Below are 24,617 nucleotides of genomic sequence, written 5' to 3'. Positions count from 1 at the left end.
GTTTCCATGGTGCGGTGAGACGGGTACGTGACGCCTCCCTCGGAACCCAGCTGTTCGTGCTCCAGATGGTCATCGTGCTGCTAGCGGTCGGAGGCACCGGAGGCGTGTGGGCCGAGCACACGCGCGCGCAACTGGACTCGCTGCACCAGCAGCGAGCACTGGCGATCGCCCAGTCCGTGGCGGGCCTGCCTCAGGTCCGGGCCGCGTTCAACGTCAAGGATCCGCAAAATGTGCTGCAGCCGCTCGCGCTGAGCGTGCAGCAGTCGACCGGCGCCGATTATGTGGTCATCGCCAACCGCGAGCAGACGCGGTACGCCCACCCCAACGCCGCGCTGATCGGCAAGCGGCTGTCCACCGACGGCGCCACGGTGCTGAACACCGGCAAGAGCTGGGTCGGCACCGAAACCGGCACGATCGGCACCACGGTCAGGGGCAAGGCGCCGATCTTCGACGAGTACGGCGACGTCATCGGCCTGGTTTCCGTCGGCGTGCTCCAGACCACGGTCACCGGCCAGCTGGCGGGTGCGCTGCCGCCGCTGGTGTGGACCGCGCTGGCCGTGCTGCTGGCCGGGCTCGCGGCCGCGGCGCTGATCACCGCGCGGGTGCGCCGGCAGACGTTCGGCCTGGAGCCGCGCGAGATCGCCGCGCTGCTGGAGCAGCGCGAGGGCGTGCTGCACGGGGTCAAGGAGGGCGTGCTCGCGCTCGACCTCGCGGGCCGGGTGACGCTCGTCAACGACTCCGCCCGCGAGCTGCTCGGCGAGGTGGGCGAGGACCTCACCCAGATGCCGGTCTCCGAGCGGATGCGCGACGTGCTCGGCGGCGCCGACCCGGGGGAGGACCGGATCGTGCTGCACGGCGAGCGGGTGCTGGTACTCAACCGCACACCGGTCTCCGTACGCGGCCAGCACCGCGGCTGGGTGGTCACCCTCAGGGACCGCACCGAGCTCGTCCGGCTGGCCCGCGAGCTGGACGACACCAGCAGCGCCACCGGGGCGCTCAGGGCCCAGGCGCACGAGTTCGCCAACCGTATGCACACCGTCGTCGGCCTGCTCGAACTGGGCGAGCACGAGGCCGCGATCGGTTTCATCACCAGCACCACCCGCGGCACGTACATCACCGACCTGCGCGAGCGCGTCCAGTGCCCGACACTGGCCGCGCTGCTGCTCGCCAAGTCGGCGGAGGCGGCCGAGCGCGGCGTCCTGCTCGTCCTGTCCGAGGACTCCGCCGTGGAGAAGGGCGCGCTCGGCGATCCGCAGGACGCGGTCCTGGTGGTCGGCAACCTGGTGGCCAACGCGATCGACGCGCTCGACGGGGCCACGGGCACGATCGAGGTGTCGGTGCTGACCGACGCCGACGGGTTGCACGTCCGGGTCGGCGACTCCGGTCCCGGGATCGCTCCGGACCTGGTCGAAGAGGTGTTCAGGGAGGGGTTCACCACCAAGGCCGCCCATTCGGGGCCACGCGGGCTCGGCCTGGCGCTGACCCGGCAGGCGTGCCTGCGCAGAGGCGGCTGGGTGAAGGTGGGCAACGCGGACGGCGCGGTGTTCACCGCCCTGCTGCCGGCGCCGGTTCGCGAGCGCGTGCGATGAGCGAGATCCGGGTGCTGGTCGTGGACGACGACTTCATGGTGGCGCGCATCCACAGCGGTTACGTGGCGCGGGTGCCCGGCTTCCGGGTGGTGGCCGCCGCGCACACCGGGGCCGCCGCGCTCGCCATGGCCGCCGAGCTCCGGCCGGACCTCGTCCTGCTCGACATCTACCTACCCGACATGTCAGGACTTGAGGTGCTCAAGGCGCTGCAGGACGTGGACGTCCTCATGATCAGCGCCGCCCGCGACGTGTCCACGGTCAGGGAGGCGATGCGCGGCGGCGCGGTCAACTATTTGATCAAGCCGTTCACCGCCGCCGCGCTGACCGAGCGGCTCCAGCAGTACGTCGACACCCGCAAGCAGCTCACCGCCATCGGCGCGGAGGCCCGCCAGGACGACGTCGACCGGCTCTTCGGCACGCAGCCCGTCGCGGCGCCGCTGCCCAAGGGCCTGTCGTCGGCGACGTGCGCGCTGGTCGCCGACACCCTACGGACCTGCGGCCGCGACCTGTCGGCGGCCGAGGCCGCCTCGCTCGCGGGCCTGTCCCGCGTCAGCGCCCGCCGTTACCTCGAATACCTGTGCGTCGCCGGGCACGCCGAACTCAGGCCCCGGTACGGTACGGCCGGACGCCCCGAACATCGCTACCGGTGGCTAGGTTGACACACTTCCGTAGTCATTTCTCGTGACATATCCCAATGCGCGTGCCTTACTGTTGCCTGAGGATGTGGCTGCGGAGCGGGAGGAGATTGAGGCGTGCGTAACGCCGGACCGATCGAATCGCCGACCGACCCTTTCGCTTCAGTGCCTCTGCCCATGTCAGGCGGTAGCAAGAAGCCACGGGTCGAGGGCTTGCCCCCGGGAGTTTCCCGTGACATCTTCGGGCCGCCCAATCAGCCGGAACCCCGGCCGGCGACTCCGAGCGTTGCGAACGGCTCCAACGGGCAGAACGGCCAGAACGGCAGTGGCGCTCTGCCGCCGGTGGCGCCTCCGCCCCAGCCGTGGCCGGTGAACGAGGGGCGCTGGCAGGAACCGCCCGCCCCCGTGTTCGGCGCTTCCGCCGCCGAGCGGCTGCCCGCCTTCATCGACCCCGAGCCGCCCCGCCGCCGTCGCCTCCTGCCCGCTTTGGTGCTGCTCGTGGTGATCCTGGCCGTGCTGGCGTACCTGGTGCCGGCCGTACTCATGTCGGGATCCGTACTGCGGGGCACGCGCGTGGCCGGTGTGGACATCGGCGGGCTCACCGTGACGCAGGCGGCGGACAAGCTCCGCACCGAGCTCACGGCCAAGCTGAACAAGCCGGTCGTCGTCGACATCGCCGGGCGCAAGGAGACCATCCAGGCCGACGAGGCCGGGCTTGAGCTCGACGTGGTGAGCACGATCGGGCAGGCGCCCAGTGGCTTCCCCGGCCCGGTCGAGGTGTGGCAGGGGCTGACCGGCACCACCGAGCTCCAGCCGAAGATGACCATCGACTCCTCCCAGCTGGCCAGGACCGTCGAGGGCCTGGCGGAGACCTACGACAAGAAGCCGCGCGACGGCCGGGTGGCCTTCAAGAACGGGCAGCCGGTCTCGTCGGAGCCGCGTGACGGCGTGGTGATCGACCGGCCCGACGCCGTCCGCGTGATCACCGACGCCTTCCTGCGCGGCCGCGACTCCGCCGTCCTCACGCTCAGGCCCGCCAAGCCCGACACCACGCCGACCGCCCTCAAGCAGGCCGAGGCCGCCGCCAAGCGGGCCGTCGCCGCGCCCCTCACGCTGAAGCTCGGCGCCAAGCAGGCCCAGCTGCTCCCGGCCGCGATCGCCGCCAACCTGACTTTCGTCTCCGACGACGACGGCGGGCTGACCCCGCAGTTCAACGCCGCGGCGGCGCTCACCTCGGTGGAGAGCAAGCTCGTCGACGCGGCGCAGGCGCCGCAGGACGCCACCTACCAGATCGTCAACGGCAAGCCGGTGCTGGTCCCCGCCCACCGCGGCAGAGGGATCGACGCCAAGCAGCTGGCCCGCGACGTGGCCAAGGTGGTCAGCGGCAACGGCGCCCGGATCATCCCCGTGACCCTGTCGGTGGTCCCGCCGAAGGTGACCACCGAAGAGGTGACGGGGCTCGGCATCAAGACGAACATCGCCGAGTTCACCACGACCTTCGACTGCTGCCTGCCCCGCGTGACGAACATCCAGCGGATGGCGGCCCAGGTCGACGGCTACCTGGTGAAGCCGGGGGAGACGTTCTCGCTCAACGAGGCCGTGGGCGAGCGCACCGCTGAGGGCGGCTACGTCCAGGCGGGGCAGATCGTCGGCGGCCGGATGGTGCCCATCGTCGGCGGCGGTGTCTCGCAGTTCGCCACCACGATGTACAACGCGGCCTTCTTCGGCGGGTTCGACGACGTCTCCCACACGCCGATGGACTACCACGCCGCCCGTTACCCGGCCGGTCGCGACGCCGCCCTGCTGTACCCGGACCTGGACCTCAAGTGGCGTAACGACTCCGACTTCGGCGTACTGATCAAGACGGTGTCGACCGGGACCTCGGTCTCCGTGCAGCTGTGGAGCACCAAGCGGTACGACAAGATCGAGGCCGTCGAGTCGGAGAAGCGGGACTTCACCCCGTTCCGTCGCGAGACCAGCTCCGCCCCCGGGTGCATGGCCACGGTCGGCGAGCAGGGCTTCACGATCGACGTGACCCGCGTGTTCATCAAGGACGGCAAGGAATTCAAGCGGGACAAGAAGCTGACCACGAAGTACCGGCCGCAGGCGCAGACCACGTGCGCTACTGGCAACTAGCGCGGTGGCCGCGGATCCGCCGGATGGTTCGTGACACGGCCGACGTGGCTGGTGTCCTTCAGGAGAGATAACCCCTTCGGGGGAGGGGATGGAAGCGGCCCGGCGGGGCCGGGGACCTGGCGGCTAGGAGCGGCTCGGGTTCACGGACAGGATGCGGTCGTCGCCGTCCCTGGGGTCGCCGCGGCCGTCCTTGTTGCTGGTGGACAGCCACAGCGTGCCGTCGGGGGCCGTGGCCAGGGCGCGGAGCCGGCCGTACGTGCCGGTGAAGTGCGCGACCGGCGTGCCGGCCGAGCCGTCCCGGCCGAGGGGGATCTGCCACAGGCGCTCCCCGCGCAGCGCGGCCACCCAGAGCGAGCCGGCCGCGTAGGCCGCGCCGGACGGTGAGGCCTCCGACGTGGGCCAGGTGATGATCGGGTTGACGAACCTCGGGTCGTCGCCCTTGCCCTCCACCTCGGGCCAGCCGTAGTTGGCGCCCGGCTTGATGAGGTTGACCTCGTCGAAGGCGTTCTGGCCGAACTCCGAGGCGTACAACCGGCCCGCCGGGTCCCAGGCCAGGCCCTGGACGTTGCGGTGGCCGAGGCTGTAGACGAGCGTGCCGAACGGGTTGCCGGGCGCGGGGGCACCGTCCACCGTCATGCGCAGGATCTTGCCGCCGAGGGAGTCGCGCCGCTGGGCGAGCTGCCGGTCGCCCGTCTCGCCCGTGGTGGCGTACAGGAAGCCGTCGGGCCCGAACGCCAGCCGGCCGCCGTTGTGGATGGCGCCCTTGGGGATGCCCCGCACGATCACCTTCGGGTCGGACACGCTGTCGCCGGTGAACCGGTAGCGGACGATCCGGTTGTCGTCGTCGGCGGTGAAGTAGACGAACACCTGATCCTCCTTGACCGCCACGCCCATCAGCCCGCCCTCGCCGTCGGGGGTGACCCCGGCGATGCGGCCCACCTCGGTGACCTGGCCCGCCCGCGTCACGCGCAGCAGCCGGGCCGTGTCGCGCTCGGTCACCAGCGCGTCGCCGCCGGGGACGAAGGCGATCCCCCACGGCACCGCCAGATCGCGCGCCACCGTCTTCGGCTCACCGGGCGGCGGCGCGGCGGCGACGGCCGCGTCCGGCACCGCCCCTCCGGCGCTGGAGCAGGCGGTCAACACAGCGAGCAGCATCAGAGACATGAGCTTTCCCATGTGTTCCATACTTCCTCCCTGGCCGTAAGGTTCTCGGCATGAAGATCTGGGTCCCGTCTGATGCCGTTGCCGGGGTTTTGACCGATCTGCCCGGGGTGGAATGCGCCGTTTATGACGGTACGGGGCCAGTTCCCGAGGGCATCGGCCAGGTGGAGGTGTGGATCCCGCCGCTGATCACCGTTCCGGACGTCCCGGGTCTGCTGGCCGCGATGGCCTCGCTGCGCCTCGTACAGACCGTGAGCGCGGGCGTGGAGCCGTACCGGCCCCACATGCCGGACGGCGCGGTGCTGTGCAACGCGCGCGGCGTGCACGACGCGGGGACCGCCGAGTGGGCGGTCGGCGCGATGATCGCGGTGCTGCGGGAGTTCCCGGGGTTCGTCGACGCGCAGCGCCAGGGGGAGTGGACCTACCACCACACGGACGTGCTGGCCGACTCCACCGTGCTGATCGTGGGCTACGGCTCCATCGGCGCGGCGCTGGAGCGGCGGCTCGGCGGCTTCGAGGTCGAGGTCGTCCGGGTGGCCAGAAGCGCGCGTGACGGCGTGCACCCCCTCGACGAGCTGCCCGCGCTGCTGCCGGCCGCCGACGTCGTGGTGCTGCTCGTGCCCGCCACATCAGAGACCGCCGGCATGGTCGACGCCGGGTTCCTGGCCCGGATGAAGGACGGCGCGGTGCTGGTCAACGCGGCGCGCGGCGGCGTCGTCGACACCGACGCGCTGGTCGCCGAACTGAAGACCGGCCGGCTGCGCGCGGCCCTGGACGTGACCGACCCAGAACCCCTGCCGGCGGGCCATCCCCTGTGGAGCGCGCCCGGCCTGCTGATCACCCCCCACATCGCGGGCAGCACCCCCGCGTCCGGGCGGCGCATGCTGCGCCTGATGCGCTCGCAGCTCCTCCGCTACCTGTCCGGTGAGCAGCTGAACAACGTCATCACCGACACATATTGAGAGGATTCCGGAACGTGGCTGGTCCGTGACCTTCGGTGCGTACGGTTGCCTCTAACTGAGGGTTCCTGACTCGCTGTCAAGTGAATCTTCGGGGCAATTGGTCTGTGTGGTTATCAGATCGGTGACGACATCGCTGTTGTCACCACCCGCACACCCGCAAACGCACACACTGGCGATGTGATCGACCGGACTTCGGCGATCACTGGACAGTGTTCGAGACGGGATGGGCTAACGACTGTGATCCGCTGGCGTGATCCACGGGCACCGCTGACCGCCGCGGTGGCGCTCGGTGCGGCGGGGTTCGCGGCTGCGCTCCTTGCGGGCGGCCCGGCTCTGCTCACCGGCGCGATCGCCGGACTCCTCGCGGCGCTGTTCGCCGCGGTCTCCCTGCTGGTCGCCTCGATCAAACTGGACGAGCACCGCTCGACCGCGATGGGCGCCCGCTGGATGGGCAGCGGCGCCATCGTCTGGGCCGCCGGAGTCGGAGTGCGTCCGATCGCCGACACCTCCAGCGTCGCGGTGAGTTTCGCGGACCTGCTCGTGCTGCTCGGCGTGGTGCTCACCGCGGGCGGCGTCCTCATCGCCGCCCGGCGCAGGCTGCCCGCCACCGTGGTGCTGCGCCACGTCACCGGCGCCTACCTGTGCGCCGCCTCGCTCTTCGTGATCGCCTGGGTGGTGGCGCTGCGGCAGGTCTACGCCGAGGCCGCCGACCCGGCGATGTTCACCTTCGCCATGCTGCCGCCGATGATCGCGCTGCTGGTGACCTGCGCCGTGATCCCCTCAGTGATCACCAGCAGGACCGCGGCCTGGCCGCTCGGACTCGCGGGCACCGGCGTGCTCGCCACCACCTCGGTCGCCGGGGTGGCGGCCGCGACCGCGCGTCTCACCGGCGGTGTGCCGCCGACGTGGAGCATCATGATCGCGCCCGTGGCGTTCCTGCTCCTGGCCGCCGTGCCCTGGGGGCCGCGCCCCGCCGAGCCGCAGGCCCGGGCGAGCGGCAGCGGCATCGGCAACCTGATCGCGACGGTGCCGATGGCGCTGGTCGCCGTCGCGACCTGCACGCTGCTCGTGCACCTGGTGGGCGGCCAGCCGCAGACACCGGTCACCGGCGTCGTCGTGCTCATCGCCTCGGTGGTCCTGCTCCTGGTCGTCCGGTTGTTCGTGCTCGCCGCGGCCAACATCCGGCTGCGCAGGAAGGTCTCGCTCGGCGACCGGCAGCTCAGGGAGCTGGCCGAGAGCACCGGCGACGTGGTGTTCATCTGCGACTACGACGGCGTCATGTACGAGATCGGCGCCGGGATGCAGGTGACGTACGGCTACCGCCCCGAAGACCTCGTCGGCGGGTCGATCTTCGACTACATCCACCCCGAAGACGTCCCCGGCATCCAGGCCGCGCTGAGCGCGATGGGCCTCGACGACGAGGGCGTCACGTCCGGCGCCTGCCTGATCGCCTGCCGGGTGCGCGCGGCCGACGGCACCTGGCGGCCCACCGAGTCCGTCGCCACCCGCCACGTGGGCGGCGAGGACCAGCTGCTGGTGACCACCCGGGACGTGAGCGACGAGGAGGCCCTGCGCAACCAGGTCGCCCACCTGACCTTCCACGACGGCGTCACCGGGCTGCCCAACCGCTCCTACTTCGAGGAGCGCACGCGCGAGGTGCTGTCCGGCCGGATGTCCGGCCACGTGGCGGTGATCTTCCTCGACCTCGACGGGTTCACCTCGGTCAACGACTCCGTCGGCCATGCCAGCGGCGACTACCTGCTCGGGCAGGCCGCGCGCCGGCTGCGCGGGGCCGTACGCCCCGACGACACGCTCGCCCGGTGGGGCGGCGACGAGTTCGCGGTGCTGCTGGAGACCGGCGGCGAGGCGCAACTGGCGGTCGATCTGGCCGAGCGGTTGGTCAGGGCGGTCTCGCAGGAGCCGTTCCGGGTGGCCGACCGCGACGTGGCGCTGACCGCGAGCGTAGGGGTGGCCTTCGTCGAGGAGGGCATGCCCTCCGGCGATCTCATCCGCAACGCCGACGTGGCCATGGCCAGGGCCAAGGAGCTGGGCGGGCGCCGGGTGGAGGTGTTCGCCGCGCAGATGCACGCCGACGTGGTGCGCAGGCTGGAGCTGGCGGCCGACCTGCAGCGGGCGCTGATCGAGCACCAGTTCGCCATCGAATACCAGCCGGTCGTCGACCTGGCCACCTCCCGGGTGACCGCGGTGGAGGCGCTGGTGCGGTGGTGGCGCGGCTCGGAGTTCGTCCCACCGGACCAGTTCCTCGGCCCGGCCGAGGACACCGGCCTGATCGTGCCGCTGGGCGAGTGGATCCTGCACGAGGCGTGCCGCGAGGTGGCCGCCTGGCGGGCCTCCTCCTGGGACATCGGGCTGTCGCTCAACCTGTCGGCCCGCCAGATCACCGCGCCGCGCTTCGTCGAGACGGTCGAGGAGGCGCTCGCCGAGAGCGGGCTGCCCGCCTCCGCCCTCACCCTCGAGGTGATCGAGGAGATGCTCGTCGAGGACGCCGAGGAGACGGTCAAGCGGCTGTCCGAGCTGCGCGCCCTGGGCGTACGGCTGGCCATCGACGACTTCGGCACCGGCTACGCCTCGCTGGCCTTCCTCAGGCAGCTCCCGGTCGACATGATCAAGATCGACCCGTCGTTCGTGTCCGGGCTGGGCCGCGACGAGACCCTGACCCTGCTCACCCGCACGATCGTCCGGCTCGGCCACGACCTGGGCCTCATCGTGGTGGCCGAGGGCATCGAACGCCCCGAGCAGCTCGAACTCCTGCGGGAAATGGGCTGCACAAGGGGCCAGGGTTTCCTGGTGGCACGCCCGATGGCGGCTCGCGGAGTGGATTCGCTGATGCGGACCAGTCTCACGGTTTGAGACATCTGTCCCAAGAAGTTGACATCAGGGCCTCCACAGGGGCTAAGGTGTGGCCATGCTTCGCAGTGAGATCCTCGTAGTACTTCGCTGGCGCGCAGGCCGATAGCGAAGCACTACAGCCTGCGCGCCGCCCCACTCCCACCCTCGGGTGGATGGGGCATTTTTTATGTCCTTAAGGTGTAGCCACGCAAGGAACGAGCCGATGACCGAACGGATGACAGGTGCACAGGCCCTGGTCAGGGCGCTGGAGCACGTGGGAGTCGACACTGTGTTCGGGATCCCCGGCGGCGCCATCCTGCCCGCCTACGATCCCCTGTACGACTCGACCAAGGTCCGGCACGTGCTCGTACGGCACGAGCAGGGCGCGGGCCACGCGGCCGAGGGATACGCTCAGGCCACGGGCAGGGTCGGGGTCTGCATGGCGACCAGCGGACCGGGTGCGACGAACCTCGTCACGCCCATCGCGGACGCCTACATGGACTCGGTGCCGATCGTGGCGATCACCGGCCAGGTGGCCAGCGCGGCCATCGGCACGGACGCCTTCCAGGAAGCCGACATCTCCGGCATCACCATGCCGATCACCAAGCACAACTTCCTGGTCACCGATCCGCTGGACATCCCCCGCACGATCATGGAGGCCTTCCACATCGCCTCCACGGGCCGTCCCGGTCCGGTGCTGGTCGACATCTCCAAGGACGCGCTGCAGGCCGACACCACCTTCAGCTGGCCGCCGACCATGCAGCTGCCCGGCTACCGGCCGGTGACCAGGCCGCACTCCAAGCAGATCCGCGAGGCCGCGAAGCTGATCGCCGAGGCCAGGCGCCCGGTGCTCTACGTGGGCGGCGGCGTGCACAAGGCGGGCGCCTCGCCCGAACTCCTCAGGCTGGCCGAGCTCGCCAACATCCCGGTCGTCACCACGCTGATGGCGCGCGGAACCTTCCCCGACAGCCATCCCCAGCACATGGGCATGCCGGGCATGCACGGCAGTGTCACGGCCGTCGGCGCGCTGCAGAAGTCGGACCTGCTCATCGGCCTGGGCGTGCGCTTCGACGACCGGGTGACCGGCCAGCTGTCGACGTTCGCGCCGCACGCGAAGGTCGTCCACGCCGACATCGACCCGGCGGAGATCTCCAAGAACCGCCACGCGGACGTGCCGATCGTGGGCGACTGCAAGGAGGTCATCACCGACCTGATCGCCGCCGTCGAGGCCGGCGGGCTGCAGGGCGACTACGCCGACTGGTGGAAGCTGCTCAACGGCATGAAGGAGACCTACCCGCTCGGCTACGAGGAGTTCGAGGACGGGTCGCTGGCTCCCCAGTACGTCATGGAGCGGCTCAGCGCCATCGCCGGGCCCGACACCTACTACGTGGCGGGCGTGGGACAGCACCAGATGTGGGCCTCGCAGTTCATCGACTACGAGAACCCCGGCTCGTTCATCAACTCCGGCGGCCTCGGCACGATGGGTTTCGCCGTGCCGGCCGCGATGGGCGCCAAGATGGGGCAGCCGGGCAGCACGGTGTGGGCCATCGACGGCGACGGCTGCTTCCAGATGACCAACCAGGAGCTCGCCACCTGCGCCCTGGAGGGGGTGCCGATCAAGGTCGCGGTCATCAACAACGGTAACCTCGGCATGGTCCGCCAATGGCAGACGCTCTTCTACGACGAGCGCTACTCCAACACCAACCTCCAGTCGACGCGCCGCATCCCTGACTTCGTCAAGCTGGCGGAAGCCTATGGTTGTGTCGGTCTGCGCTGCGAGCGGCCGGAAGACGTCGACGAGACCATCAAGAAGGCCATGGAGATCAACGACGTGCCCGTCGTGGTCGACTTCGTGGTCCACCAGGACGCGATGGTCTGGCCGATGGTCGCGGCGGGCACGAGCAACGACAGCATCAAGATCGCCCGTGACATGGCGCCGAAGTGGGAGAGCGAAGAATGAGCAGGCATACGCTTTCTGTGCTTGTCGAGAACAAGCCGGGCGTCCTCGCGCGCGTGTCCGCGCTGTTCAGCAGGCGCGGCTTCAACATCGACTCGCTGGCCGTCGGGCAGACCGAGCACGACGACATCTCACGCATGACCATCGTCGTGAGCGTCGAGGAGCTGCCGCTGGAGCAGGTCACCAAGCAGCTCAACAAGCTGGTGAACGTCCTCAAGATCGTCGAGCTCGACCCGAGCCAGTCCGTGCAGCGCGAGCTCATGCTGGTCAAGGTCAAGGCCGACGCCGACAGCCGCTCGCACGTGCTGGAGCTCGTCCAGCTCTTCCGCGCCCGCTGCATCGACGTGGCGGCCGACGCCGTGACCATCGAGGTCACCGGCACTCCGGACAAGCTCGAGGCCTTCGTCAAGGTGCTCGAACCGTTCGGGATCAAGGAGCTCGTCCAATCGGGCATGGTGGCCATCGGCCGCGGCGCCCGTTCCATCACCGACCGGTCCCTCAGGGCACTGGACCGTACCGCCTGAAAGGTTTATGCAAGTGACCGAGATTTACTACGACGACCAGGCCGACCTCTCGATCATCCAGGGGCGTCACGTGGCCGTGCTGGGGTACGGCAGCCAGGGCCACGCCCACGCGCTCTCCCTGCGTGACTCGGGTGTCGACGTGCGCGTCGGCCTACCTGAGGGCTCCAAGAGCCGGGAGAAGGCCGAGAACGACGGCCTGCGTGTCCTGACGCCTTCGGAGGCGGTCGAGGAGGCGAACCTGACGATGATCCTGGCGCCGGACCACATCCAGCGCCACCTGTACGCCGAGCATGTCGCGCCGAACCTGGTCGAGGGTGACGCGCTGTTCTTCGGCCATGGCCTGAACATCCGTTACGGCCTCATCGAGGCGCCCGAGGGCGTCGATGTGTGCATGGTCGCCCCCAAGGGTCCGGGTCACCTCGTCCGTCGCCAGTTCGAGGCCGGGCGCGGCGTGCCCGTTCTCGTCGCCGTCGAGAAGGACGCCTCGGGCAAGGCGCTGGACCTGGCTCTGTCGTACGCGAAGGGCATCGGCGGCACTCGGGCCGGGGCGCTGCGCACGACGTTCACCGAGGAGACCGAGACGGACCTGTTCGGTGAGCAGGCCGTGCTGTGCGGCGGTGTGTCGGAGCTGATCAAGGCCGGGTTCGAGACGCTGATCGAGGCCGGTTACCAGCCTGAGGTCGCCTACTTCGAGTGCCTGCACGAGATGAAGCTGATCGTCGACCTCATGTACGAGGGCGGCATCTCGAAGATGTACTGGTCGGTGTCGGACACCGCCGAGTACGGCGGCTACACCCGTGGCCCGCGCGTGATCACCGACGAGACCCGCGCCGAGATGCGCCGCATCCTGGGCGAGATCCAGGACGGCACGTTCGCCCGGCAGCTGGTGGAGGAGTTCGACGGCGGCCAGAAGGAGTTCACGCGGCACCGCGAGGAGCTGGCCGAGAACCCGATCGAGAAGACCGGCGCCAAGCTCCGCCCGATGATGAGCTGGCTCAAGGCCTAACCAAAGGGCCTCGCTACGCTCGGGCTGTTTTTCTTCGGGGCTACAGGCGAGGTCCTCGTTTCGGGGGCTTCGCCCAATGGCTCGGGCTGTGTTTTGTGGGGGGCTCGGCGCCCCCCACACCCCCACAAGGGCGTGGTCCTCGCTGCGCTCGGGCGCTTTGCCCGAGGCGAGGGCTGCGCCCTCGCGCTGTCGCGAGGTGCGGCTGCTTGGGCCTTCATCCTGGCCGAGCCGATGAGGTCCCTCGCGTGTGTCGGGCGACACGTACCGAGTCCGGTACCCCCAAAGGGGTTCATCGCATCCACCCGGACGCGACGGCCAACGGCCATAGGTGGAACGCAGCCAATGATCGGAACGACGAAACCGCGGTAACGACAGGGATGGATGCGCGCCCGACCGAATGGCGTGGCGGTCCAGCCTGAGAAAACGTCACCACCTAATGGCAACGTCTCTTTCATGTTCCGTCACTCGTCCGCGCTGAGCGAGCACGGCCGGAAGCGGGAGGGCGGGCGTGGTCGACGCCAAGCAGAAAAGCGCGCTTGGCCTTCGCGCATCAGTGAGGCGGACGAGTGTGTGGCTCGGCCTGTGCTTTGCCGGAAGTTCTTGAGAAGAGTTACGGAAGCCTTCTCTGCGACGCTCTTCGCGTAACCGAGCGAAGGCAGGTTCTCCATGCGGAACAAGGTCGTGAGCGTGGTGGTCTCAGCGACCGCCCTGACGATGGCGGCGACACTCTGCACCAGCGTGTCCGCGAGCGCGGATGTGGCCACGACAAAGAAGGCCCACATCATCAGCACCCACAGGACCCTCGCGGAGTGTGAGAAGGCGGGCAAAAGGTACTCCGGAGACGGCGAGTACTGGGACTGCCTGTGGGACAGCCCGTTCTGGGCGCTCTGGGCCACCATCTAACGCGACCGCCGGTCCATGCTCTGGGGCCGGACCTTCCTTTGTGTCATGCGGGAGAGGTCGGCCGCAAGGGCGATAGCTGCTGATATTGACTAGATCACTTGATATGTCTTGCCGCTCACCCGGCTCGTTCGCCGCTGCGATGATCTCTGTGCATTGCCCCAGCGGTGAAAGGGAGTCAAGAATGCGTGTACGGACAGCGGTAGCGGGCGCGGGAATCGCCGTCCTGGCGGTCCTGGGACTCGGCCTGCCCGCCCAAGCGGCCGACTGGGTGTCCTACGGACAGTTCCCCACCAAGAAGAAGTGTGTCGACGCGGGCCAGCAGTATGTGCGTGAGAACTTCAACGCGTACAAGTGCACCGAAATACCCGGAGCCTGGGTCCTCTGGCTCAAGTAGCCCCGCTGCCGGTCCCCTGCTCGCCGGGGACCGGCAGTCGTGTGCCGCCAGGATCGAGCAAGCAGGGTTGTGTCGGCAAGGTGAGCGCAGGTCAATAGGGTAGGCACATGTCGCCGCTCCGGACCCGCATGTCTGCTCGCGATCTGACCGAGCCGCATCGTGTCTCGAGTCCGCTCGAGCTGCTCTTCGATCTCACCTTCGTCGCCGCGGCGTCGCAGATCGTGGGCCGGCTCGCCCACGCCACCGAGCAGGGGCACGGCCTCGAAGCGGTCGGGCCCTTCCTCATGGTCTTCTTCGCCATCTGGTGGGCGTGGATGAACTTCACCTGGTTCGCCTCCGCGTACGACACCGATGACGTGCCGTACCGCGTCATGACGCTCCTGCAGATGGCCGGCGTGCTGGTGCTCGCGGCCGGGGTGCCCGCGGCGTTCGAGGGCGACTTCACCGTCGTGACGATCGGCTACCTCGTCATGCGCGTCGGGCTCGTCAGCCTGTGGCTGCGCGCGGCGGTCGCGCACCCCGAGGGACGGGCGACGGCGCTGCGCTACGCGATCGGCATCTCGTTCGTTCAGGTGCTCTGGGTGTCCAAGCTCGCGCTGCCGGGGGGCGGGCCGGTCTGGTTGTTCATCGCGTGCGCAGTGCTCGACCTCGCGGTGCCGCCGATCGCGGAGCGTACGGGCTCGACGAGCTGGCACCCGCACCACATCGCCGAGCGCTACGGGCTGTTCACCATCATCCTGCTCGGCGAGAGCGTACTCGCGGCGACGAACGCGGTGCAGGGCGCGGTCGCCCACGGGCTGAGCGTCGAACTCGTCGTCATCGCGATGACCGGCCTGGTCATCCTTTTCGCGCTGTGGTGGATCTACTTCTCCGAGCCGGCCGGCGACGGGCTTGAGGAGCGACGGGAACAGTCCTTCGTCTGGGGATACGGGCACTATCTGATCTTCGCGGCGCTGGCCGCGCTCGGTGCGGGTCTCGAGGTCGCGGTGGCGTCGGCAGGGGAGGGGGAGCACCACATCGCGGCGGGCGCGCGGGCCGTGGTGGCCTCGGTCGCCATTCCGGTCGTCGTCATGCTCGTCCTGCTGTGGGCGCTGCATGCACCCTTGGTGAGCAGGACCGTCGTGCGGCCGGAGTCGATCGGCGTGGCGGTGGTGCTCGTGGCGCTCACCGTGTTCGCCGCGCCCAGCGTGGGGGTGGCCGCGGGACTCACCGCCATCGCCGCGGTGCTCGTACTCCTGCTCGTGACGACACTCGCGCGCGAAGGACGTCGGTCGCTTCCCGCGCCGCCGCCTTAGCGCACGTCCGCGCCCCCGCCTTAGCGCGCGTCCGTGCTCCCGCCTATGCCGCGCAGCAGGAGGGCGAGCCCGCCCCGGAACTCCTCGTCCGTGGTGACGTCGTGGGCGTGCCTGGCGGTCTCGGACAGGTAGGGGAGCTCGGCCCGGTCCGCGATGACTTGGGTGCCCGCTCCGGCCAGCGGTCCGAGCTGTTCGAGCTGGATCGCCCCCACCACGTACGCGAGCAGCGAGCGCAGCGCGATCACCCGCTCGCGTCCGTCCAGCCCGGCCTCGGCGAGGATGGCGGCCAACGGCTCTGACCAGCGCATTATGGCCACCGACCGGTGTCGATGGGCGATGATCAGCGGCACGAGCCACGGGTGGGAGCTCACCACGTGGCGCAGCCGCTCGACCATGATCTCGATCCGCTCGTACCAGGGCCGGCCCTTGTCGGGCGGCATGGTGTCGACGGTGTCGAGGACTCGGTCGATGACGAGTTGTTCGAGCTCGCCGCGGTCGTCGACGTAGCGGTAGAGGCCCATGGTGCTCATGCCGATCTCCTGCGCGACCGCGCGCATCGACAGCCCGGCCAGTCCGTCGCGGTCGATGACGGCGAGGGCGGCCGTGGCCAGCTGGTCGGAAGTGAGTGAACGGGGCCGCGGCATGTCAGTTGACAGCGTACGGCATACGCCTATCATCGTAAGCGTATGCCGTACGCCTATAGGGAGTTCACATGCGTGTCGTCGATGCCCGAGAGCTGAGCGCGGTGTCCGGTGAGGCGGTCGCCATCCCTGACCCGGAGCGGCTGGTCCACCTGCAGTTCCGGCGGTTCGCCGGGTGCCCGGTCTGCAACCTGCACCTGCGCTCCATCGTGCGCAGGCATGACGAGATCGAGGCGGCGGGCGTCCGCGAGGTCGTGGTCTTCCACTCACCCGCCGAAGAGCTGATCGAGCACACGCCCGATCTGCCCTTCCCGGTGATCGCCGACCCGGAGAAACTGCTGTACGTCGAGTTCGGTGTGGAGTCGGCGGCCCGCTCGCTGCTCGACCCGCGCGTGTGGGGGACGATCCTCCGCGTGGTCGCCGTGACCACGTGGCGGGTCCTGCGGGGTCGCGAACGCGGCCCGGCGGCCAAGCCGCACGGCGGCCGGTTGGGCCTGCCCGCCGACTTCCTGATCGGGCGGGACGGCCGGGTGCTCGCCGCCAAGTACGGCGAGCACGCCTACGACCAGTGGTCGGTCGACGAGATCCTCGACCTGGCGTCTCACGCGCCGAAACCCGTTCAGTCCCATGCGCCGAAACCCGTTCAGTCCCATGCGCCGAAACCCGTCCAGAAATAGCTTGGTCAAGACGGCAGCCGCACCACCGTGAGCACCCCGTCGCCGACCTCGTGCAGCTGTACGGCGAACCGCCCGTCCGCCGTCACCAGGTCACGAAAGGCCGCCACCTGCTCCTGATGGCTGAGCGCGTTGTCCACCGCGACGACACCCCGAGGGGCGAGCAGCCGCTGCAACTGCGGCCAGTAACCCACGTACGCGGGCCGTTCCGCGTCGAGGACCACCAGGTCGACCGACCCGTCCGGGCTGGCCGCCAGCACCTCCCCGCCATCCGCGTGGATCACGGTCACGTGATCGGCCACTTCGGCCGCCGCGATGTTGGCCCGCGCCTGGGCGACTCGTGAGGCGTCGATCTCCACCGTCTCCAGATGTCCGCCGGTGTCCCGTACGGCGTCGCCGAACCAGATGGCCGAATAGCCGTTGGACGTACCGATCTCCAGCACCCGCCGGCTCCCCTGGACGCGGATCAGCAGCGCGACGAGGCCCGCCGCGCCCGGGGTCATGTTGCGCAGCCGCAGCAGCCGGTCGGCCAGGGGCGCGTCGTGGTCGCGGCCCAGCTGGTAGAGGCTGTCGAGGTAGTCGGCCAAGGATGTGTTCACCGGATGTCCTTCCTTCTCCTTCCGAACCTAGAGTCAGCCCATCCGGCGCCGTCATCCGCCCTGCGGTTTGGGCCCCCGATCGCACGCGGGCCGAACTCAACCGGCTCCTCCACGCCTCATTGACCGGCTGACGGCACCTCGACGAACGACGCCTCGAAGGAGTTGCGGGCGATCTGGTCCAGCTGCGCGTCCGTCATGCCCAGCTCATCCCGCAGCGCCCGGTAGTTGTCCTCGACATAGCCGCCGAAGTACGCCGGATCATCGGAGTTGACCGTCACCATCAGGCCCTCGTCCAGCATCGCGGGCAGGATGTGGTCCCGCAGCGACGCCACCGTGCGCAGCCGGACGTTCGACAGCGGGCACACCGTCAGCGGGATCCGCTCCTCCCGCAGGCGGGCGACCAGCGAGGGGTCCTCCATGGCGCGGATGCCGTGGTCCACCCGCTCCACCTTGAGCACGTCCAGGGCCTCCCACACGTAGTCGGGGCCACCCTCCTCGCCGGCGTGCGCGACCCGGCGCAGGCCCTCCGCGGCCGCCATGTCGAACACCCGGCGGAACAGCGCCGGCGGATGACCGACCTCCGCCGAGTCCAGCCCGACGCCGATGAAGTGGTCCCGGTACGGCAACGCGGCCCGCAGCACCTGCTCGGCCTCCTCGGCGCCCCGGTCACGCAGGAAGCACATGATCAGGGCCGCCGAGACGTCGCTGTCCTTGAGGGCGGCCGACAGCCCGCCGAACACCGCCTCCAGCGACACGCCCCTGATCAGATGCGCCTGCGGGTCGAAGAAGATCTCGGCATGCCGTACGCCCTGCGCCCGGGCCCGCCCCAGGTAGGCGGTGGCGAGGTCGTAGAAGTCCCGGTCGGTGCGGAGGACCGCCATGTTCTCGTAGTAGATGTCCAGGAACGACTGGAGGTCGGCGAAGTCGTAGCGCGCCCTGATGGCCTCCGCGTCGAAGGTCGGCAGGTCGATCCCGTTGCGCCTGGCCAGCTCGACGACGAGCTCGGGTTCGAGGGTGCCTTCGATGTGCAGGTGGAGTTCGGCTTTGGGACGCATGTGATCGAGTAAACCTGACAAGACACCGGCCACGGTATCGTGCGAACCTCCGAACTCTCGCCCGATGACCTGGCATAACATCAGATTTATGAGGCTGGCGGATCTGGTGGCGCGCGATGACCTGAGCCTCGTGCCGGTGACCGGACATGACGGGCTCGGCAGGGAGGTGGGGCGAGCCTATCCGACGGATCTGCCCGACCCGCGGCGCTACCTACGCCCCGGCGACCTCGTCCTGACCAGCGGGGTCTGGTACACCCAGCCGTCCGACTGCGAGACGTTCGCCGACGCGCTGTGGACGAGCGACGCCGCCGGGTTGATCGTCGGGCTGGTCGTGCTGGGGGAGCTGCCGGAAGCGCTGGTCAAGGCGTGCGAACGCCGCCGGTTGCCGCTGCTCCTGGCCGCGCCCGACCAGTCGTTCGGCGCGATCACCGAGGTGGTGATCGAGGAGGCGTTCGCGGCCGAGCGACGCCGGGACGAGCGGGCCCGGGCGCAGACGCTGCTCGACCTCCTGGGCACGCAGCGGATCGCGCCCGGTGAGGTGTCGGCCCACCTGCGGCTGCTCGGGGCCGATCCGGGGCTGCCGACCACGGCCATGGTGGTGGCCAGGACGGGCGGGTCGGACGACGACGTGCCCGCGATCATGTACGCGCTGGCCAGGAGAGGGCGGCAGCTGGTCGTCGGCGGACGGTCCGACGAGGGGATCGTGCTGGTCAACGGCAAGGTGTCGCGCCAGGCTCTGACCGAGGAGCTGCGCGTGCTGGTGGCCAACCGGCCGGGGATGCGGGTGGCGGCCGGGATCAGCGACGCGACCGCCAGCGTGTCGCAGCTCGGCGAGGCGCTGGAGTCCGCGCGGCGGGGCATGGAGTCGGCCCGCTACGGCGAGGGGCCGGTGTCGGTCATGTCGGTCGCCGACGTGGACAGCCACGAACTCCTGCTGGCCCAGCTGCCCGTGAGCGTGCGGCGCTCGTTCAGGGAGCACCTGCTCGGGCCGATCATCGAGTACGACGCGCGGCACGGCTCGGAGCTGCTGCGCACGCTCGACGTCTTCCTGGAGACGTGCGGCTCCTGGCAGCGGACGGCTGACGAGCTGTATGTGCACGTCAACACGTTGCGCTACCGCATGCAGCGGATCGAGGAGCTGACCGGGCGGCGGATGTCGTCGATGCGCGACCGTACGGACCTCTACCTGGCCCTCAGATCAGGGCAGCCGTCCGACGGATAGACGGATAGACGGATAGACGGATAGCGGTCAGGGCAGCTCGCCCGCGACGAGGCGCCCTCGTGAGACCACGGCGACGATGTTCTCCACCGCCAGGTCCGTGATCCGCTCCCACGGACGCCCGCGCAGCACGATGAAGTCCGCCCCGAGGCCGGGCTCGATCCGGCCCACCGGCAGGCCGATCGAGTCGGCGGCGTCCGAGGTGGCCGCGCGCAGCGCCTCCGCGGCGGACATGCCGAGGATCTCGGTCATGTGGACCACCTCGGCGAGCTGGTCGCCGAACTGGACGTGGTGCCCGTTGGCATCGGTTCCCAGGACGAAGCGGACACCCAGCCGGGCCGCCTCGGCGAGCAGCACGTTGCGCGTGGCCACGAGCTCGGCGGCCTTGGCCATGGACTCCGCGGTGACCGGGACCCGGCCTTCGGCGATGGCCTCGTTGATCAGCAGGGTCGGCGCGACGGGCGTGCGGCGGGCCGCGAGCACCTCGGCGAGATCCGCGCTCAGCAGCGTGCCGTGCTCGATCGAGTCGACGCGCTCCTCGACGGCGACACGGATGCCCTCCTCGGAGTGGGCGTGGGAGGCCACCAGCATGCCGAGCGCGTGCGCCTCGTCGACGACGGCGCTGATCTCCTCGCGCGTGTAGTTGCGCCAGCCGTTCTTGTCGCCGATCGACAGCACGCCACCGCTGGTGGTGAGCTTGATGCCGTCCATTCCGGCGCGGGCCCAGGTGCGTACCAGCTTGCGGCACTCGTCGGGCCCGTCGGCGGTGGGCTTGCGCTGCGGGATCGCGGGCGGCACGAACAGGTCGTTGTGCCCGGCGGTCATGCCGACCACGCCGTGGACCTGGACGCGCGGGCCGGGCAGCACGCCCGCGTCGAAGGCCCGGCGCAGCGCGATCTGCGCCTCATCGCCGGCCAGGTCGCGCAGGGTCGTCACGCCGTGGCGCATGGCCCGCTGGGCGTGGGCGACACCGTGCAGCACCTGCTCGTCGCGGGTCGTGACGAGCGGCCAGGTGGCGAAGTCGGGCATCGGACCCGCACCGGCGTAGCCGATCAGGTGCACGTGCGTGTCGACCAGGCCGGGGAGCACGCACAGGTCGTCATACCGCTGCGTGGCGGGCCGCACCTCGCCGATCCGGTCCGGTTCCCAGCTCAGCTCGACCGGGCCGCGGAATTCGGTGCCGTCCCAAAGGGGGATTCCGTCCAGTTTCATGTCAGCGAAAACGCTACCGGACGCTTTCTGCCGCTGGAGGGATCTACGGACCTCGCCGAGCGCTCTCGTAGGGACCTACAGGGTCTGAAGCGCCGGTGCTGGGCTTTCCCACATCCGGGCCCCGCACCCCATGCGATGTCCGATTTTTCGTCACACGATGGTAATAATCAGTGTATAGCTTCCTGACCTGCAGGTTCACGGCTCTTCCAAGGAGAATTATGGCTACCCTCGACCGTCGCGCGTTCCTGCGGACGACGGGAATGGCCGGACTGGCGCTCGGCCTGGCCGCCTGTGGCGACAGCGGGACGTCCGGCGCGGGCGGAAGCGGGTTCGGTGCGGTCAAGATCCAGCTCTCCTGGAAGAAGAACGTCGAGTTCGCCGGCGAGTACTTCGCCGACAGCAAGGGCTACTACAAGGCCGCCGGATTCTCGCAGGTGGAGCTGCTGTCGGGCGGCGGCTCCGGCACCTCGGTCGAGTCGGGCCTGACCACCGGCCGCTGCTGGATCGGCCTGTCGACGCCGACGATCACCGCGCCCGCCGTGCTCCAGGGCGCGCCGCTCAAGATCGTGGGCGCGACCTTCCAGAAGAACCCCTTCGCCATCGTCTCCCTCGGCAAGAACCCGATCAAGGACCCCAAGGACCTGGCCGGCAAGAAGATCGGCGTCCAGGACTCCAACGAGCTGGTCTGGAACGCGCTGCTCAAGTCCAACGGCATCGACCCGTCGAGCGTGACGCGGGTGCCGTTCCAGTCCGACCCGTCGATGCTGACCTCCGGCCAGCTCGATGGCTATGTCGGCTTCGTCACCAGTGGCCCGGTACGGCTGAAGATGCAGGGCGTGGACGCGGCGCACATGCTGTTCGCCGACCACGGGCTGCCGCTGGTCGCCGAGACGTTCACGGTGACGCAGGAGACGATCGACAAGGAGCGCGACAAGCTCAAGGCGTTCCTCACGGCGGAGATCAAGGGCTGGAAGGACGCCGTCGCGGACCCGGCCAAGGCCGCCGAACTGGCCGCGAAGACGTACGGCAAGGACCAGAACCTCGACGTCGCCGAGCAGACCGAGGAGGCCAAGATGCAGAACGAACTCGTCGTCACCCCCGACGCCAAGGCCAACGGCCTGTTCACGATGACCTCCGAGCTGATCGAGCAGAACATCGCCTCCCTCGCCAAAGCCGGGCTGAGCGTCAAGGCCGAGAACCTCTTCGACCTGTCGATCCTGGACGAGATCTACAAGGCCGACGCGAGCCTCAAGCTCTCATGACCGGCATCGGCATCACGGGGCTGAGCAAGACGTTCGGCAGCGGGCTGACCGCGGTCGAGCACGTCGACCTGGAGACGCCGAAGGGCTCCTTCCTGTCCCTGCTCGGCCCCTCGGGCTGCGGCAAGTCGACCGTGCTGCGCATCCTGGCCGGGCTCGAGAAGCCCACCACCGGCGAGATCCGGGTGAACGGCGAAACCCCCGAGGAGCTCCGCAGGAGCCACCACCTCGGCATCGCCTTCCAGGATTCGGCGCTGCTGGCCTGGCGCAGCGTCGCGGCCAACATCCGGCTGCCGCTGGAGGTCGCCGGGATCAAGCCGGAGCCCGGCGTGATCGACGATCTGATCAAGCTGGTCGGCCTGCAGGGCTTCGAGAAGGCGCGGCCCGCCGAGCTGTCGGGCGGCATGCGGCAGCGCGTGTCGATCGCCCGCGCGCTGGTGGTCAAGCCCAGCGTGCTGCTGCTCGACGAGCCGTTCGGCGCGCTGGACGACATGACCCGCCAGCGGCTCAACCTGGAGCTCCTGCGCATCTGGACCGAGAAGCCCGCCACCACGCTGATGGTCACCCACGGCATCGGCGAGGCGATCTTCCTGTCGGACGTGGTGGCCGTCATGAGCCCGCGTCCTGGCCGGATCGAAGAGGTGGTCCCGATCGACCTGCCGCGCCCCCGGGTGCCCGAGATGATGCGTACACCGGAGTTCCACGCCATCCACGACCACCTCAGCGACCTGCTGTTCGGGCACGGCTCGTGAAGCGGATCCGCGGCCTGCTCGGCGTCGTCGCCCTGATCGCCCTGTGGTGGCTGCTCGCCGTGACCGTCTTCGCGGACGGCGGCGCGGTCCCGACGCCGTGGGCGGTCCTGGCCGGGATGGGCCACGACGGCTGGGGCTTCTACGGCCCCAACACGACCGCCACCGTCAGCGCCGCGCTCCAGGGCTTCCTGTGGGGCAACGGCCTGGCCATCGGCGTGGCGCTGCTCGTCCTGCTCGTCCCGCGCCTGGAGGCGGTGGCGACCCAGCTCGCGGTGATCAGCTACTGCATCCCGCTGCTGGCCATCGGCCCGATCGTGCTGGTCGTCTTCGGCGGTGAGGCCGCCGTGGTGTTCCTGGCGGCCGTCTCCGTCTTCTTCACCACGCTCATCGGCGCGCTGCTCGGGCTGCGCTCGGCCGACCGGACCAGCCTCGACCTCATCGCGGTGTACGGCGGCGGCCGCCTGGCCAAGCTGCGGCACGTACAGGTCATCGCGGCACTGCCGAGCACGTTCGCCGGACTGAAGATCTCGGCCCCCGGCGCACTGCTCGGCGCGATCATCGGCGAGTACCTCGGCAGCAACGACCAGGGCCTCGGCGTCTCCCTGATGATCTCCCAGCAGCAGTTCCAGGTCCCGCGCACCTGGGGGCTGGCGCTCGTGGCCGGCCTGGTCGCGGGCCTCGGCTACGCGATCGTCGCGCTGGTCGCCCGCGTGGTGACACCCTGGTCGTACGGCAGAGCGAGGTCCTCCTGATGATCGGCCGCATCGTGTTGCGCGTCGTCGGCCCGCTGCTGCCCTCCGTGGTCATCGTGGTGGCCCTCTGGTGGCTGTCCCTGGAGGCGTTCGGCATCAGTCCACTGGTGGGCAAGCGTCCTCCGCAGGTCTGGGAGTACCTGTTCGGCTCGTCCCCGGCCCATCGCGACGCGGTCTTCGCCGCCCTGGGCATCACGATCAGGGACGCGGCCATCGGCTTCGTCAGCGGGATGGTCGCGGCGGTGGTCGTGGCGATGGCGTTCGTGCTGTTCAGGACCGTCGAGCAGACGTTCATGCCGGTCGCGATGCTGCTGCGCTCGGTGCCGCTCGTGGTGATGACGCCGCTGATCACGCTCGTCTTCGGCCGCGAGCTCGTCGGCGTCGCGGTCATCGGCGGCATCGTGGTGTTCTTCCCCACCCTGGTCAACGTCGCCTTCGGGCTGCGCTCCGCCTCGCCGCAGGCCACCGACCTGATCATGGCGTACGGGGGCGGGCGGCTGACCGTGCTGCGCAAGGTGGCCGTGCCGACGGCGATGCCCTCGGTGTTCGCCTCCGCGCGGATCTCCGTGCCCGCCTCGATCATCGGCGCGCTCATCGCCGAGTGGCTGGCGACCGGGCAGGGGATCGGCGCCGGGATCCTGCGGGCTATCGGCGGGTTCCGGTATGACGAGGTGTGGGCGGACATCGTGGTGGTCACCGCCGTGTCGATCCTGGCGTACGCGGTCGTGGGCGTCGTCGAGTCCCTGGTCCTGGCCCGCTTCTCAGACAACCGCGACTGACCCGCGCCCGCGAGTCAGGGGCGGCGGATAGGGCAGGGGTGCGTGAGGTGCCGGTTCGGGCAGCAGATCACGCTGATCGTGGCGAACCTGCCCCCGGTCAGCCACTCACCCCACTGCACGTCCACCCCGCGAGGCAGCGCGTCGGCGGAAGGAGCGAACCGGCGAACTCCGGCGAACCCGGACGCCGCTCGTCCTCCCTTTCCCGCTCCTCGCCGTTGCCCACCCACGTGTACGCGTGCCAGTGCATGAGATCCCCCCAGATG

22 protein-coding genes are annotated in these 24,617 nt (G+C 69.8%); 17 read left to right on the top strand and 5 right to left on the bottom strand.

What is annotated here, in order from left to right:
- Positions 1-14 precede the first annotated feature (14 nt).
- From AB0B61_RS06845 to AB0B61_RS06835, 3 genes are all read left to right on the top strand, one after another.
- Entirely contained in the window at positions 15-1,589 is a 1,575-nt protein-coding gene (locus AB0B61_RS06845) for a sensor histidine kinase (RefSeq protein WP_358429003.1), read from the top strand.
- Complete coding sequence (locus tag AB0B61_RS06840) at positions 1,586-2,248, top strand: response regulator (RefSeq protein WP_358178501.1); 663 nt, start codon at positions 1,586-1,588, stop codon at positions 2,246-2,248. Before AB0B61_RS06845 ends, AB0B61_RS06840 begins: the two co-directional genes overlap by 4 nt.
- Before the next feature lie 318 nt (positions 2,249-2,566).
- On the top strand, positions 2,567-4,360 hold the full coding sequence (locus tag AB0B61_RS06835) for a VanW family protein (protein ID WP_358429001.1): 1,794 nt from the start codon (positions 2,567-2,569) through the stop codon (positions 4,358-4,360).
- 123 nt (positions 4,361-4,483) lie between these two features.
- Here AB0B61_RS06835 and AB0B61_RS06830 read toward each other — a convergent pair whose 3' ends face one another.
- A complete protein-coding gene (locus tag AB0B61_RS06830) occupies positions 4,484-5,536 on the bottom strand; it encodes a PQQ-dependent sugar dehydrogenase (RefSeq protein ID WP_358429337.1) in 1,053 nt (350 codons plus the stop codon).
- A gap of 38 nt (positions 5,537-5,574) precedes the next feature.
- Between AB0B61_RS06830 and AB0B61_RS06825 the strand changes: the two genes are divergently transcribed.
- From AB0B61_RS06825 to AB0B61_RS06790, 8 genes are all read left to right on the top strand, one after another.
- Complete coding sequence (locus tag AB0B61_RS06825) at positions 5,575-6,483, top strand: 2-hydroxyacid dehydrogenase (RefSeq protein WP_358428999.1); 909 nt, start codon at positions 5,575-5,577, stop codon at positions 6,481-6,483.
- A gap of 237 nt (positions 6,484-6,720) precedes the next feature.
- Positions 6,721-9,354 carry a GGDEF domain-containing protein gene (locus AB0B61_RS06820; protein ID WP_358428997.1) on the top strand — a complete coding sequence of 878 codons (2,634 nt, stop codon included), beginning with the start codon at positions 6,721-6,723 and terminating at the stop codon, positions 9,352-9,354.
- Positions 9,355-9,556: 202 nt separating this feature from the next.
- A complete protein-coding gene (locus AB0B61_RS06815; RefSeq protein WP_358428995.1) occupies positions 9,557-11,293 on the top strand; it encodes an acetolactate synthase large subunit in 1,737 nt (578 codons plus the stop codon).
- Positions 11,290-11,814 (top strand): acetolactate synthase small subunit, encoded by a 525-nt coding sequence (gene ilvN, locus AB0B61_RS06810; protein ID WP_358428993.1) that lies wholly within the window; start codon positions 11,290-11,292, stop codon positions 11,812-11,814. The genes AB0B61_RS06815 and ilvN overlap by 4 nt, the downstream gene beginning before the upstream one ends.
- 22 nt (positions 11,815-11,836) lie before the next feature.
- On the top strand, positions 11,837-12,820 hold the full coding sequence (gene ilvC, locus AB0B61_RS06805) for a ketol-acid reductoisomerase (RefSeq protein WP_357950756.1): 984 nt from the start codon (positions 11,837-11,839) through the stop codon (positions 12,818-12,820).
- Positions 12,821-13,486: 666 nt separating this feature from the next.
- Entirely contained in the window at positions 13,487-13,723 is a 237-nt protein-coding gene (locus AB0B61_RS06800) for a hypothetical protein (RefSeq protein ID WP_358428991.1), read from the top strand.
- A gap of 181 nt (positions 13,724-13,904) precedes the next feature.
- Positions 13,905-14,117 (top strand): hypothetical protein, encoded by a 213-nt coding sequence (locus tag AB0B61_RS06795; protein ID WP_357643600.1) that lies wholly within the window; start codon positions 13,905-13,907, stop codon positions 14,115-14,117.
- 107 nt (positions 14,118-14,224) lie between these two features.
- Positions 14,225-15,412 (top strand): low temperature requirement protein A, encoded by a 1,188-nt coding sequence (locus AB0B61_RS06790; protein ID WP_358428989.1) that lies wholly within the window; start codon positions 14,225-14,227, stop codon positions 15,410-15,412.
- Between the two features lie 20 nt (positions 15,413-15,432).
- On the opposite strand, the gene AB0B61_RS06785 is transcribed toward AB0B61_RS06790, so the two are convergent.
- Positions 15,433-16,056, bottom strand: coding sequence for a TetR/AcrR family transcriptional regulator C-terminal domain-containing protein (locus tag AB0B61_RS06785; RefSeq protein WP_358428987.1), 624 nt, complete (start codon positions 16,054-16,056; stop codon positions 15,433-15,435).
- A gap of 68 nt (positions 16,057-16,124) precedes the next feature.
- Between AB0B61_RS06785 and AB0B61_RS06780 the strand changes: the two genes are divergently transcribed.
- Entirely contained in the window at positions 16,125-16,730 is a 606-nt protein-coding gene (locus AB0B61_RS06780; protein ID WP_358428986.1) for a peroxiredoxin-like family protein, read from the top strand.
- A 5-nt stretch (positions 16,731-16,735) separates the two neighbouring features.
- Here the strand turns inward: AB0B61_RS06780 and AB0B61_RS06775 are convergent, their stop codons facing one another.
- Positions 16,736-17,326, bottom strand: coding sequence for a class I SAM-dependent methyltransferase (locus tag AB0B61_RS06775; RefSeq protein WP_358428984.1), 591 nt, complete (start codon positions 17,324-17,326; stop codon positions 16,736-16,738).
- Positions 17,327-17,442: 116 nt separating this feature from the next.
- Complete coding sequence (locus AB0B61_RS06770; RefSeq protein WP_358428982.1) at positions 17,443-18,381, bottom strand: adenosine deaminase; 939 nt, start codon at positions 18,379-18,381, stop codon at positions 17,443-17,445.
- Between the two features lie 88 nt (positions 18,382-18,469).
- Here AB0B61_RS06770 and AB0B61_RS06765 point away from each other — a divergent pair, with 88 nt between their 5' ends.
- Positions 18,470-19,603 carry a helix-turn-helix domain-containing protein gene (locus AB0B61_RS06765; protein ID WP_358428980.1) on the top strand — a complete coding sequence of 378 codons (1,134 nt, stop codon included), beginning with the start codon at positions 18,470-18,472 and terminating at the stop codon, positions 19,601-19,603.
- A 27-nt stretch (positions 19,604-19,630) separates the two neighbouring features.
- Here AB0B61_RS06765 and AB0B61_RS06760 read toward each other — a convergent pair whose 3' ends face one another.
- Positions 19,631-20,812: an amidohydrolase family protein gene (locus tag AB0B61_RS06760; protein ID WP_358428978.1), complete on the bottom strand. Its 1,182-nt coding sequence runs from the start codon at positions 20,810-20,812 to the stop codon at positions 19,631-19,633.
- A 218-nt stretch (positions 20,813-21,030) separates the two neighbouring features.
- Here AB0B61_RS06760 and AB0B61_RS06755 point away from each other — a divergent pair, with 218 nt between their 5' ends.
- Genes AB0B61_RS06755 through AB0B61_RS06740 form a run of 4 tightly spaced genes read left to right on the top strand, consistent with a single transcriptional unit; the run spans position 21,031 to position 24,354 of the window.
- Positions 21,031-22,074, top strand: a complete 1,044-nt coding sequence (locus tag AB0B61_RS06755) for an ABC transporter substrate-binding protein (RefSeq protein WP_358428976.1) — start codon at positions 21,031-21,033, stop codon at positions 22,072-22,074.
- On the top strand, positions 22,071-22,823 hold the full coding sequence (locus AB0B61_RS06750) for an ABC transporter ATP-binding protein (RefSeq protein ID WP_357950235.1): 753 nt from the start codon (positions 22,071-22,073) through the stop codon (positions 22,821-22,823). Before AB0B61_RS06755 ends, AB0B61_RS06750 begins: the two co-directional genes overlap by 4 nt.
- Entirely contained in the window at positions 22,820-23,575 is a 756-nt protein-coding gene (locus AB0B61_RS06745) for an ABC transporter permease subunit (protein WP_358428974.1), read from the top strand. The genes AB0B61_RS06750 and AB0B61_RS06745 overlap by 4 nt, the downstream gene beginning before the upstream one ends.
- The gene (locus tag AB0B61_RS06740) at positions 23,575-24,354 is read left to right on the top strand and encodes an ABC transporter permease subunit (RefSeq protein WP_358428972.1); all 780 of its coding nucleotides are present in this window, start codon (positions 23,575-23,577) and stop codon (positions 24,352-24,354) included. The genes AB0B61_RS06745 and AB0B61_RS06740 overlap by 1 nt, the downstream gene beginning before the upstream one ends.
- Positions 24,355-24,617: the final 263 nt, after the last annotated feature.

Origin of the sequence: Nonomuraea sp. NPDC049158 (assembly GCF_040648335.1) — a bacterium.
GTDB lineage: Bacteria > Actinomycetota > Actinomycetes > Streptosporangiales > Streptosporangiaceae > Nonomuraea.
Note: the sequence above shows the minus strand (reverse complement) of the source record. Positions and strands in the feature narration are given on the sequence as shown.